Genomic DNA, 11,639 nt, shown 5'->3' with positions numbered 1-11,639 from the left:
AAGTCGGCGCGTTACGAACGCTTTTCGACGAGCTATTGAACGAGCCGGGCGTCAGGCAACACATGGCACACCTCCTCGCGGGCTCCGACGTCCGATACGCCATCGGTGACGAGCATCCACTGTCCGGATACCTGGCACCCGAGTTGCAACTCGACGACGGCCGTCGCATCGCCGAGCTGCTGCATGACGCCCGGCCCGTCCTGCTTGACCTGTCCGGCGGCGGGTTGGCCGCGAACGCCAAGGCGTGGATGGATCGCGTCGATGTGGTGGCCGGCAGCATCGCGGACTCGCCACTGGCGGGGCTGCTCATCCGTCCCGATGGCTACGTGGCCTGGGCTGCGGACTCTCCCGAAGCGCCGGGATTGCCTGCGGCGCTAGAGCGTTGGTTCGGCCCACCCGTCTGATGCAGTCGGCGGGACGGTCAGCTCAGCGTGGCCCGCACGCCGACGGTGATGTACGGCAGCGCCAGGCCGGAGACGTTGGCGAGCGCCGGGTGGGTGGCCAGTAGCTCCCGCACCTCATCGAGCGTCTTGGAGCGGACGGCGGCCGGCGAGGTAATGCAGTAGCTGCGCGACGCCACGAGATCGATGAGTGCCTGAGGCGTCAGGTAACTCGTCCACTCGAACTGTTCGCGTTCCAGCTCGACGAACGGCGCGGGCAGCGTCACCTGACGGCTGAACGGGTCTTCCTCGTGGCCTACGATGCGGCCGAGATCCTTCACCCAGCCAAGACGTTCGTCGCGGGTGTTCCATACGAGGCCGAGTCGGCCGCCGGGGCGGAGCACCCTCGCGACCTCCTTGATGGCCCGCTCGGGATCGAACCAATGCCAGGCCTGCGCGACCAGCACCGAATCGACGCTGTCGTCCGGCAGCGGAATCTCCTCCGCGGAGCCGAGCAGTGCCGGGGTGTCGGGCAGCGAACGGCTGAGGACCTCGAGCATCTCGGGAATCGGGTCCACCGCAATCACGTCGAGGCCGCGCTCGACGAGCCGGACCGTCAGCTTGCCCGTGCCGGCGCCGAGATCGAGGACGGTGCGTGCGTCGCGCGGCAGCAGCCAGTCGATGGCCTCCGGCGGATAGGACGGTCGCCCTCGCTCATAGGCCGCGGCCTCCTCGCCGAATGACAGCGAGCGCTGACGGGCGTCTTCTGTCGTCACTTGGCCGCGAACTCCAGTGTCTGGCGGATCAATTCGTAGACGGCGTCCGTCTCGACGAGGAACCCGTCGTGGCCGAAGTCCGATTCGATGACGTTCAATCCGGTACACGTCGGAAGAAGGTCGGCCAGTTCCTGCTGCAGCCGCAACGGATAGAGCCGATCGGACGTGATGCCGCCGACGACCACGGGCACCGTGACCCGGCGCAGCGCCGCAGCCACGCCGCCACGACCGCGGCCCACGTCGTGACTGCTCAGGGCATCGGTCAGCGATACGTAGGTGCCTGCGTCGAACCGCCGTGCCAGCTTGCCGCCCTGGTGTTCCAGGTAGCTCTGCACCGCGTAGCGGCCGCCGGTCGTCGGATCTTCGATGCCTTGAGCGTCGTTGCCGAAACGGTCGTCCAATTCAGCCTCGCCGCGGTAGGTCAGGTGCGCGAAGCGCCGCGCGATCTCGATGCCCGCCTCTGGTGAGCGCCCCGTGCCGTGGTAATCACCGTTCTGCCAGTTGGGATCTGCTTTGATGGCGCACACCTGTGTGCTCTGCGTGCCGATCTGGTCAGCGGTGGCCCGTGCTCCCACCGCCAGCACCAGTGCGGCGCGGATGGTGTCGGGGTGGCCGACGATCCACTCCAGCGCGCGGGCGCCGCCCATCGAGCCGCCGACGACCGCGGCGACCTGGGTGATGCCCAGCGCCGAGAGTGCGGCGAGGTCGGCGTTCACCTGATCCCGCACGGTGATCGCCGGGAATCGTGAGCCCCACGGCTTGCCGTCCGGCGCAAGCGAACTGGGTCCCGTCGAGCCGCGACAGCCGCCCAAGACGTTGGTGGCGACCGCACACCAACGCTCGGTGTCGATGGGGGCACCAGGTCCTGCCACTCCATCCCACCAGCCAGGGGTCGGATGGTTGGCGTCGGCGGCGCCGGTGATGTGGGAGTCGCCCGTCAACGCGTGCAGCACGACGACGACGTTGTCGCGGTCGGTCGAGAGTTCGCCCCACCGCTGCACGGCGATGCAGACGTCGTCGATGACGACTCCCGACTCCAGCGTCAACGAGCCGATGTCGATGACGCCGACGTCACCCTCGGCGGGCAGCGACGTCGTGGCGGGGCTCTCCAAGGTCGTCACACCGACACCGCGGTCTGCGGCACTCCGGAGAAGGCCTTGGCCGCAACGAAGCCCTGCTCGAGGTCGGCGAGGATGTCGTCGATTCCCTCGATGCCGACGGCAAGCCGCACCAGCCCGGGGGTCACGCCGGTGGCGAGCTGTTCTTCCGGGGACAACTGCGCGTGCGTGGTCGACGCGGGATGAATGACCAGCGACCGCACGTCGCCGATGTTGGCGACGTGGCTGTGCAGTGAGAGCGCGTTGACGAAGGCCTTGCCCGCCTCGATGCCGCCCGCCAGTTCGAAGGCAAGCACGGCGCCGGTTCCCTTGGGCGCCAGCTTCTTTCCTAGTTCGTACCACGGCGAGGTGGGCAGGCCCGCGTAGTTGACCGAAACGACGCCGTCGTGGGTGCTGAGGAACTCGGCGACCTGCTGGGCGTTCGCGACGTGCCGCTCGACCCGCAGGCTCAACGTCTCGATGCCCTGGGCGACGAGGAAGGCGTTGAAGGGCGCGCCTGCCGAGCCCAGATCGCGGAGAAGTTGGACCCGCGCCTTGAGCGCGTAGGCAGGCGGGCCGAGTTCGGCGAACACCACGCCGTGGTAGCTCGGGTCGGGGGTGGTGAAGCCGGGGTGGCGGCCCTGTGTCCAGTCGAAGTTGCCGCCGTCGACGATCACGCCCGCGATCGCCGTGCCGTGCCCGCCGAGGTACTTGGTGGCCGAGTGCACGACGATGTCGGCTCCGTGCGCGATCGGCTGGATCAGATACGGCGTCGCGATCGTGTTGTCGACGATCAGTGGAACGCCGCTGGCGTGGGCAACCGAGGAGACACCGGGGATGTCGAGGATGTCGATCTGCGGGTTGGAGATGGTCTCACCGAAGAATGCCTTGGTGTTCGGCCGCACCGCCGCCTGCCAGGACTCGAGGTCGTCGGGGTTCTCGACGAACGTGGTCTCGATACCGAGCTTGGGCAGGGTGTAGTGGAACAGGTTGTACGTGCCGCCGTACAGGCGTGGGCTGGACACGATGTGGTCCCCGGCGCTGGCCAGGTTGAGGATGGCGAAGGTCTCTGCGGCCTGGCCGGACGACAGGAACAGAGCGGCCACGCCACCCTCCAGCGCCGCGATCCGTTGCTCGACGACGTCCTGGGTGGGATTCATGATGCGGGTGTAGATGTTGCCGGGCTCGGCGAGGCCGAACAGGGCGGCAGCGTGGTCGGTGTCCCGGAACGTGTACGACGTGGTCTGGTAGATCGGCAGCGCCCGCGCGTTGGTCGCGATGTCGGGGGTCTGGCCGGCGTGCACCTGCTTGGTCTCGAACGCCCAAGCGGCGGTGGGATCGATTTCGCTGGTCATGAAGGGTGTCTCCTGGAAATGAGAAAGGGGTGCCCAAGAGGGCACGAATCAGGTTTGGGGATGGTTCAGCGACAACTGCACAACGTGGGCCTCCGCATCAGGTTTCCCTGTCTACTCTGGGGGCCCGTCATTGCGGACCCGCGCTTGCCGTGTAGCCGTTGACGGCTACTCAACCTGGTCATCACCCAGGGCACCCCACCGCGGTTGGAGGGTTGCCGGCCAGCAAGCCGGGGCTTAGCGCTGGCACTCATGACCGAAACGAAGCGTATCTCACGACCCGTTATCGGTGCCAGTCCGTTCCTCGCCGCGGACGGCAGGGCCTGATGGAACCCGAGCCACGTCCAGAACGGGTGCAGCGCGTAGGTTCATATCCGACGCGATAATTGCCCTTGAACCGAGACTGACCGCGACGCCGGGAGATTGATAAGTGACCGAACAGCCAACGATCATCTACACGCTGACCGACGAGGCGCCGCTGCTCGCGACGTACGCCTTCCTGCCGGTGGTGCGTGCCTTCGCCGACGCCGCCGGCATCGAGATCGAGACCAGCGACATCTCCGTCGCGGCCCGCATCCTGGCCGAGTTCTCCGACTACCTGACCGACGAGCAGAAGGTCCCGGACAACTTGGCTGCCCTTGGCGAGCTGACGCAGCTGCCGGAGACCAACATCATCAAGCTGCCGAACATCAGCGCCTCGGTGCCGCAGCTGCTGGCCGCCATCAAGGAACTGAAGGCCAAGGGCTACGACCTTCCGGACTATCCCGGCGAGCCGAAGTCCGACGAGGAGAAGCAGATCAAGGAGCGCTACGGCAAGTGTCTCGGCAGCGCGGTGAACCCCGTACTGCGCGAAGGTAACTCAGATCGCCGCGCGCCAAAGGCCGTCAAGGACTACGCGAAGAAGCACCCGCACAGCATGGGGAAGTGGTCACAGGCGTCGCGCACCCATGTCGCGACCATGACACACGGCGACTTCTATCACGGCGAGAAGACGATGACGGTGGACAGCGCCCGCACCGTGCGGATGGAGCTGATCACCAAGAGCGGCCAGACCATCGTGCTCAAACCCGAGGTCAAGCTCGACGCGGGTGACGTCATCGACAGCATGTTCATGAGCAAGAAGGCCCTCTGCGAGTTCTACGAAGAGCAGATGCAGGACGCCTACGAGACCGGCGTGATGTTCTCGCTGCACGTCAAGGCGACCATGATGAAGGTGAGCCACCCCATCGTGTTCGGGCACGCGGTGAAGATCTTCTACAAGGACGCGTTCGCCAAGCACCAGAAGCTGTTCGACGAGCTGGGCGTCAACGTCAACAACGGCCTGTCCGATCTCTACGGAAAGATCGAATCGCTGCCTGCGACGCAGCACGAAGAGATCATCCGAGACCTGCACGCCTGCCACGAACATCGGCCCGAGCTGGCGATGGTCGACTCGGCCAAGGGCATCAGCAACTTCCACTCGCCCAGCGACGTCATCGTGGACGCGTCGATGCCCGCGATGATCCGGGCGGGCGGCAAGATGTACGGCGCCGACGGGAAGCTCAAGGACACCAAGGCCGTGAACCCCGAGTCCACGTTCTCGCGGATCTACCAGGAGATCATCAACTTCTGTAAGACGCACGGCCAGTTCGATCCGACGACGATGGGCACCGTTCCCAACGTCGGTCTGATGGCGCAGAAGGCCGAGGAGTACGGCAGCCACGACAAGACGTTTGAGATCTCCGAGGACGGCGTCGCCAACATCGTGGACAACGCCACCGACGAAGTGCTGCTGACGCAGAACGTCGAAGAGGGCGACATCTGGCGCATGCCGATCGTCAAGGATGCGCCCATCCGCGACTGGGTGAAGTTGGCCGTCACCCGCGCGCGCAATTCGGGTATGCCGGTGGTGTTCTGGTTGGACGTATGGCGCCCGCACGAGAACGAGCTGCGCGGGTTGGTCACCAAGTACCTCAAGGACCACGACACCGAGGGTCTCGACATCTCGATCAGGAGCCAGGAGCGTGCCATGCGGCACACGATCGAGCGCGCCATGCGCGGGCAGGACACCATCGCCGCGACGGGCAACATCCTGCGCGACTACCTGACCGACCTGTTCCCGATCCTGGAATTGGGCACCAGCGCCAAGATGCTGTCGATCGTCCCGTTGATGGCAGGTGGAGGGTTGTACGAGACCGGTGCGGGCGGCTCGGCACCCAAGCACGTCAGCCAGCTGGTTGAGGAGAATCACCTGAGGTGGGATTCGCTCGGCGAGTATCTGGCGCTGGGGGCCAGCTTGGAGGATCTTGGCAACAAGACCGGTGACAAGCGGGCCACGCTGCTGGCCACAACGCTCGACTCGGCCACTGGAAAGCTGTTGGACGAGAACAAGAATCCGTCGCGCAAGACCGGTGAGCTCGACAACCGCGGCAGCCAGTTCTACCTGGCCAGGTACTGGGCCGAGGAGCTCACCGCGCAGTCCGAGGACAAGGAGCTCGCCGAGCACTTCGCGCCGCTTGCCAAGACGTTGGCCGAGAACGAGCAAGCCATCGTCGCCGAATTCAGTGAGGTGCAGGGTGAATCCGTCGACATCGGTGGCTACTACTACCCGGATCCGGACAAGATTATCGCGGTGATGCGGCCGAGCAAGACGTTCAACGCGGCGCTCGAGAGCGTCAAGGGCTGAGGCACGAACTCTCGCATGGCCAAGATCAAGGTCGAAGGCACGGTAGTAGAACTCGACGGCGACGAGATGACGCGGATCATCTGGAAGCTGATCAAGGACACGCTGATTCATCCGTACCTCGACGTGAACCTGGACTACTACGACCTCGGCATCGAGCACCGTGACGAGACCGACGACCAGGTCACCGTCGAAGCGGCCAACGCGATCAAGAAGCATCACGTCGGGGTGAAGTGCGCGACGATCACCCCCGACGAGGCACGGGTGAAGGAATTCGGCCTCAAGGAGATGTGGCTGTCGCCCAACGGCACCATCCGCAACATTTTGGGCGGCACCATCTTCCGGGCGCCGATCGTCGTGGAGAACGTGCCCCGGCTGGTGCCTGGTTGGACGAAGCCGATCATCATCGGACGGCACGCCTTCGGTGACCAGTACCGTGCCTTCAATACCAAGGTCGACAGGCCAGGCACGTTCACGGTGACCTTCACCCCGGACGACGGCAGTGAGCCGATGGTGCACGACGTCGTACAGATCCCCGACGGGGGTGGCGTCATCATGGGGATGTACAACTTCAAGAAGTCGATCCAGGACTTCGCCCGCGCGTCGTTCAAATACGGTCTGCAACAGAGCTATCCGGTCTATCTATCGACGAAGAACACCATCCTGAAGGGCTACGACGGGATGTTCAAGGACGAGTTCCAGCGCATCTTCGACGAGGAGTTCAAGGCGGAGTTCGACGCCAAGGGCCTGACCTACGAACACCGTCTCATCGACGACATGGTGGCGTCCTGCCTGAAGTGGGAGGGCGGCTACGTCTGGGCGTGCAAGAACTACGACGGCGACGTGCAATCCGACACCGTCGCACAGGGTTACGGCTCGCTCGGGCTGATGACCTCAGTGCTGATGACGCCGGACGGTCAGACCATCGAGGCCGAGGCGGCGCACGGCACCGTCACCAGGCACTATCGGCAGCACCAGGCGGGCAAGCCTACGTCGACCAACCCGATCGCCTCGATCTTCGCGTGGACCCGTGGGCTGGAGCATCGCGGCAAGCTCGACAACACCCCGGCGTTGATCGAATTCGCCGAGACGCTCGAGGAGGTCGTCATCGGCACCGTCGAGGGCGGTCACATGACGAAGGATCTCGCCATCCTGATCGGCCCGGAGCAGGGGTGGGAGAACAGCGAGGAGTATCTCGGCACCATCGCCGATCACCTCAAGAAGGCGCTGCACTAGCGATCAGCCGGCGGGCGGGGCCTGCCGCTTGGGTTCGGTGTTCTGGTCGACGAAGTCGGCGACGAGTTCGGTGACGCGACCGGGCGCCTCGAGCATCGGGATGTGCCCCAGCCCGGCGAGCCGGATCACCTGCGTGTCGGCGGGCAGGTTGTCGATGAGGTACTTGTTGCCCCGTGGGGTGGGGAAGACCCTGTCCTTCTCGCACAGCACCAGCTGCGTGGGCACCGCGACATTGGCCAGCTCCAGCAGGCCGGGCAGCCGCAGCGTCTTGACCAGCAGCTGAAAGTAGGCCGTGCAGTGCGTCGCATCGTCGATGAGCGCGACCAAGTCGGGATGGCTTGGCCCGTCGGCTGGGCCGCTGACGGGCAGTGTCGCGATGCGGCGGACGAACGGCAGATCGAGGATCCGCGGACCGAGCAGTCGCGCTGCCGCCAACGCGGGGGCGCCCGCCAGGAATTTGAGCACCGTCTCGTACTTCGTGACGGAGTGTTGCGACCAGCCGCCTGCGGGCGCGATCGCCGTCAGCGATCGAGCGCGGCCGCGGCGTTCCAGTTCGAACGCCACCCAACCGCCCAGCGAGTTGCCGACGACGTGCGCCGTGTCCCAGCCCAGCTGGTCCATCCGCCGTTCGACGTCGTCGACGAGGTCGGCGGTGTTCATGAACCACCCCGTCGCCCTTGGACCACCGTTGTGGCCGACCATCGTTGGCGCGAACACCTCGTATTGCCCGGTGTCCGCCAGCTGGTCCGCGACCGTCCGCCACACCGCCTGCGAGCACAGGAACGGGTGCAGCATCAGAATCGGTTCGCCGGTGCCGAGGTGGATCGGATCGCGCGTCTCCATGCCGCCGACCCTAAGGTGATACCGCCGGTACCGCAAGAATGGTCGCTAAGGTCTCGGACGTGATTGTCAGCACCATCAACGTCAACGGCATCCGCGCCGCAGTCAAGGAGCGGTCGACGGATAACCTCGGCCTTCTCCCGTGGATCAAGGAAACACTCGCGGACGTGATCTGTCTGCAGGAGACCCGCGCCGACGACGAGCAGCTGGCCGAGGCGCTGGCTCCCGCGGTGGCCGACGGTTGGCACCTCGCGTCGGCAGACCCACACCTCAAGGGCCGCAACGGGGTTGCGGTGCTGAGCCGGCAGCCGATCACCCGGACGCTGATCGGGCCCGACGCCGACGAGTTCGCCGCGCACGGCCGTTACCTCGAGGTCGACACCGCGGGTCTCACCGTCGCCAGCGTGTACTTCCCGACTGGAGAGGCGGAGACCGACCGTCAGCTCGAGAAGGAGCGCTTCATGGCTGCGGTCGCCGCGCGGATGGCGGTTCTCCGCCGTCAGGGCAGCGACGCGGTGGTGTGTGGCGACTGGAACATCGGACACACTGAGAACGACATCAAGGCCTGGAAGGCGAACCGGAAGAAGGCCGGGTTCCTACCGGCTGAGCGGCAGTGGCTGACGGATCTTCTGGGCACCGGCTGGGTTGACGTGGTGCGGGTGATGCATCCCGACGTCGCGGGCCCCTACAGCTGGTGGTCGTGGCGGGGCAAGGCGTTCGACAACGACGCGGGCTGGCGCATCGACTACCAATTGGCCAGCGCAGGGTTGGCCGACCGCGTCGTCGCCGCCCGGGTCGAGCGCGCCGACGCGTATGCGTTGCGCTGGTCCGATCACGCCCCGGTGACCGTCGAATACGCCTGATTCCAGTCCGCCCGTCGACCGAGGTGGGCCAGGATGCGCGCGAAGTCATCGGCGCCGACGGGCTCGACGGCACGTGCGAACGGTGAGCCGTCCTGCTCGCGGAAGTCGCCGTCGGGAACGCCAAGGACCAGCGGAAGCACGGCCGCGACGACGTCGGTCGGCAACCCGTAGGGCACGCCGAGGGTGGCGGCGACGTCCCAGCCGTGCACGACGTAGTCGACGAAGTGAAACCCCATCGCCATCACGCCGGGGACCTTTGCGCCAGGGCCGAAGTCCGGGAGTGCGAATTCGACGTCGGCAGCTCCAGCGGCGGCGAAGGCAGCCATGACGTCGTGGGCGGCCGCGGCGTAGGCGCCTGCGGGATCGGCTGTGACCGGGGCCAGCACTGTCTCCGGTCGCCAGAGGTCCGGGTCGTCGCCGGAACCCCTTGCCGCCGCGGCGAATCCGCGGTGCTGGACGGTCATGTGGGCCAGTAGGTCGATGAGGTTCCAGCCTGCGCAGGGGGTCGGTCGGTTCAGGTCGTCGCGCCCGACGGTGTCGACGACGTCTATCGATGCGAGGACTGCGGTGCGGTGGTGGGAGGAGAAGCTCGAAGTATAAGTATGCATACGCATATGATAAGCGCTAGCTTATGATATGGCAACGCTTAGCATGGTGCGATGCCAACGCAGCCGCGTCGTCCCGACCTCGCCGCGATGCTGGCTCCGCTGGTGCGGGACATGATGGCCGCCGAGCAACCGATCCTCGACGCGCATGGGCTCACGATGTGGGGTTACGTCGTCCTCCTGGCCTTGGACCGGGCCTCGATGCGTACCCAAGCCGCGCTCGCGGAGGCGATCGGCGCCGACAAGACCCGCATCATCCGCACGCTCGACGAACTGCAGGAGGCTGGGCACATCGAGCGTCGGCCGGATCCCGACGACCGTCGCGTGCGACTGCTGGCCATCACGGAATCGGGTCGGGCCGTCAAGGACGCCGTCCAGGCGGACATTCAACGGGGCGAAGAACGGTGGCTGCGTGAGCTGGACGCCGACGAGCGGCGGGTATTCCTGAAGGTGCTGCGGCGCCTGACCCGTGACGCAACCGGATGACGGCAATGAAAGGATTGACGCCATCATGAGCACTCAGCACGATGGCGCGTCCGAAAGAGTCGTCTTCTCCGGCGTGCAGCCCACGTCCGACTCTCTCCACCTCGGCAACGCGCTTGGGGCGGTCAGTCAGTGGATCGGACTGCAGGACGGCTACGACGCCTACTTCTGCGTCGTCGACCTGCACGCGATCACCGTCGCGCAGAACCCCGCCCTGCTGCGCAAACGCACCCTGGTGACCGCGGCGCAGTACCTGGCGCTCGGCATCGACCCCGCCCGGTCGACGGTCTTCGTGCAGAGCCACGTGCCCGCACACACCGAATTGACTTGGGTGCTTGGTTGTTTCACCGGATTCGGCCAAGCGTCGCGGATGACGCAGTTCAAGGACAAGTCGCAGAAGGAAGGCGCGGACGCGACGACCGTCGGCCTGTTCACCTATCCGGTGCTGATGGCCGCCGACGTGTTGCTCTACGACACCGGCCTGGTGCCCGTCGGGGAGGACCAGCGTCAGCACCTCGAACTCGCTCGCGACGTCGCGCAGCGGTTCAACGCGCGGTTCCCCGACACCCTCGTCGTCCCCGAACCGATGATTCAAAAGGCGACGGCGAAGATCTACGACCTGCAGGATCCGACCGCGAAGATGAGCAAGTCGGCCGCCACCGACGCGGGTTTGATCAGCTTGCTCGACGATCCGAAGAAGACGGCCAAGAAGATTCGCTCCGCCGTCACCGACAGTGAGCGTGAGATCCGCTTCGACCGGGACGCGAAGCCGGGGGTATCCAATCTGCTGACCATCCAGTCGGCAGTCACCGGCACCGACGTCGACACGCTGGTGCAGGGTTACGCCGGCCGCGGCTACGGCGATCTCAAGGCCGACACCGCGGACGCCGTCGTCGAGTTCGTGACGCCGATCAAGGCGCGGGTCGACGAAATGTTGGCCGACCCCGCGGAATTGGAGTCCGTGCTGGCCGATGGCGCCGATCGAGCCAACGAGGTGTCTGCGAAGACGCTGCAGCGGGTATACGGCAAACTAGGTTTGCTTCCAAGAAGCGCTCGCGCGAAGAGAACGTAGGACGGGGGCCGGCGTGACCGAACCGGCGAAGCCCGGCGTCATGGACCGGCTGCGAGCCAAGTTTCCGTTGTTCGACCGCGTCATGACCGCGCAGGGGCGCTACAACGACAGCAAGGGCGACTTCTACGCCGCGGGTATCACCTACTTCACGATCTTCGCGCTCTTCCCGCTGCTGATGGTCGGTTTCGCGGCGGGCGGCTTCGTGTTGGCGAGCCGGCCGGAACTGCTCTCCGAAGTCGAGATGAAGATCAAGGGGGCCGTCTCCGGTGACCT

General features: G+C 65.9%; 12 protein-coding genes and 1 riboswitch. Of the genes, 7 read left to right on the top strand and 5 right to left on the bottom strand.

The window, feature by feature from the left end; translation table 11 throughout:
- Positions 1 to 404, top strand: a 404-nt coding sequence (locus tag QOD90_RS00085; RefSeq protein WP_526345424.1) for an aromatic-ring hydroxylase C-terminal domain-containing protein, incomplete at its 5' end; no start/stop codon positions are given.
- A 17-nt stretch (positions 405 to 421) separates the two neighbouring features.
- Here the strand turns inward: QOD90_RS00085 and QOD90_RS00080 are convergent.
- From QOD90_RS00080 to QOD90_RS00070, 3 genes are read right to left on the bottom strand one after another with little or no spacing between them, the layout of a single operon-like run.
- On the bottom strand, positions 422 to 1,156 hold the full coding sequence (locus tag QOD90_RS00080) for a class I SAM-dependent methyltransferase (RefSeq protein ID WP_526345422.1): 735 nt from the start codon (positions 1,154 to 1,156) through the stop codon (positions 422 to 424).
- The gene (metX, locus tag QOD90_RS00075; protein ID WP_526345426.1) at positions 1,153 to 2,268 is read right to left on the bottom strand and encodes a homoserine O-acetyltransferase MetX; all 1,116 of its coding nucleotides are present in this window, start codon (positions 2,266 to 2,268) and stop codon (positions 1,153 to 1,155) included. Before metX ends, QOD90_RS00080 begins: the two co-directional genes overlap by 4 nt.
- A gap of 5 nt (positions 2,269 to 2,273) precedes the next feature.
- A complete protein-coding gene (locus QOD90_RS00070; RefSeq protein WP_526345420.1) occupies positions 2,274 to 3,608 on the bottom strand; it encodes a bifunctional o-acetylhomoserine/o-acetylserine sulfhydrylase in 1,335 nt (444 codons plus the stop codon).
- Positions 3,609 to 3,743: 135 nt separating this feature from the next.
- Positions 3,744 to 3,863: riboswitch (SAM riboswitch) on the bottom strand.
- A 172-nt stretch (positions 3,864 to 4,035) separates the two neighbouring features.
- On the opposite strand from QOD90_RS00070, the gene QOD90_RS00065 reads away from it, so the two are divergent.
- The gene (locus QOD90_RS00065) at positions 4,036 to 6,270 is read left to right on the top strand and encodes an NADP-dependent isocitrate dehydrogenase (RefSeq protein ID WP_526345418.1); all 2,235 of its coding nucleotides are present in this window, start codon (positions 4,036 to 4,038) and stop codon (positions 6,268 to 6,270) included.
- A 15-nt stretch (positions 6,271 to 6,285) separates the two neighbouring features.
- Positions 6,286 to 7,503 (top strand): NADP-dependent isocitrate dehydrogenase, encoded by a 1,218-nt coding sequence (locus tag QOD90_RS00060; protein WP_526345416.1) that lies wholly within the window; start codon positions 6,286 to 6,288, stop codon positions 7,501 to 7,503.
- 3 nt (positions 7,504 to 7,506) lie between these two features.
- Here QOD90_RS00060 and ephH read toward each other — a convergent pair whose 3' ends face one another.
- Entirely contained in the window at positions 7,507 to 8,346 is an 840-nt protein-coding gene (gene ephH / locus QOD90_RS00055) for an epoxide hydrolase EphH (RefSeq protein ID WP_526345414.1), read from the bottom strand.
- Between the two features lie 59 nt (positions 8,347 to 8,405).
- Here ephH and QOD90_RS00050 point away from each other — a divergent pair, with 59 nt between their 5' ends.
- Positions 8,406 to 9,206: an exodeoxyribonuclease III gene (locus QOD90_RS00050; protein ID WP_526345412.1), complete on the top strand. Its 801-nt coding sequence runs from the start codon at positions 8,406 to 8,408 to the stop codon at positions 9,204 to 9,206.
- Here QOD90_RS00050 and QOD90_RS00045 read toward each other — a convergent pair.
- Entirely contained in the window at positions 9,176 to 9,814 is a 639-nt protein-coding gene (locus QOD90_RS00045; protein ID WP_526345410.1) for a TIGR03086 family metal-binding protein, read from the bottom strand. The genes QOD90_RS00050 and QOD90_RS00045 overlap by 31 nt on opposite strands.
- A 51-nt stretch (positions 9,815 to 9,865) precedes the next feature.
- Between QOD90_RS00045 and QOD90_RS00040 the strand changes: the two genes are divergently transcribed.
- The 3 genes from QOD90_RS00040 to QOD90_RS00030 form a co-directional block, all read left to right on the top strand.
- The gene (locus tag QOD90_RS00040) at positions 9,866 to 10,297 is read left to right on the top strand and encodes a MarR family winged helix-turn-helix transcriptional regulator (protein ID WP_526345408.1); all 432 of its coding nucleotides are present in this window, start codon (positions 9,866 to 9,868) and stop codon (positions 10,295 to 10,297) included.
- Between the two features lie 25 nt (positions 10,298 to 10,322).
- Positions 10,323 to 11,366 (top strand): tryptophan--tRNA ligase, encoded by a 1,044-nt coding sequence (trpS, locus tag QOD90_RS00035; protein WP_526345406.1) that lies wholly within the window; start codon positions 10,323 to 10,325, stop codon positions 11,364 to 11,366.
- Positions 11,367 to 11,379: 13 nt separating this feature from the next.
- Positions 11,380 to 11,639 (top strand): YhjD/YihY/BrkB family envelope integrity protein (locus tag QOD90_RS00030; RefSeq protein ID WP_526345404.1); only part of this gene is annotated, 260 nt, incomplete at its 3' end.

The organism is Mycobacterium sp. (assembly GCF_032161845.1).
Lineage (GTDB): Bacteria > Actinomycetota > Actinomycetes > Mycobacteriales > Mycobacteriaceae > Mycobacterium.
The sequence above is the reverse complement of the archived record's forward strand: the minus strand, read 5'-3'. Positions and strand labels throughout refer to the sequence as shown.

What these genes read in the sequence shown, in the direction of transcription:
- trpS (WP_526345406.1), top strand. Translation starts at nt 10,323, where the DNA reads ATGAGCACTCAGCACGATGGCGCGTCCGAAAGAGTCGTCTTCTCCGGC.
- QOD90_RS00060 (WP_526345416.1), top strand. Translation starts at nt 6,286, where the DNA reads ATGGCCAAGATCAAGGTCGAAGGCACGGTAGTAGAACTCGACGGCGAC.
- QOD90_RS00070 (WP_526345420.1), bottom strand. Translation starts at nt 3,608, where the DNA reads ATGACCAGCGAAATCGATCCCACCGCCGCTTGGGCGTTCGAGACCAAG.
- QOD90_RS00045 (WP_526345410.1), bottom strand. Translation starts at nt 9,814, where the DNA reads ATGCATACTTATACTTCGAGCTTCTCCTCCCACCACCGCACCGCAGTC.
- ephH (WP_526345414.1), bottom strand. Translation starts at nt 8,346, where the DNA reads ATGGAGACGCGCGATCCGATCCACCTCGGCACCGGCGAACCGATTCTG.
- QOD90_RS00040 (WP_526345408.1), top strand. Translation starts at nt 9,866, where the DNA reads ATGCCAACGCAGCCGCGTCGTCCCGACCTCGCCGCGATGCTGGCTCCG.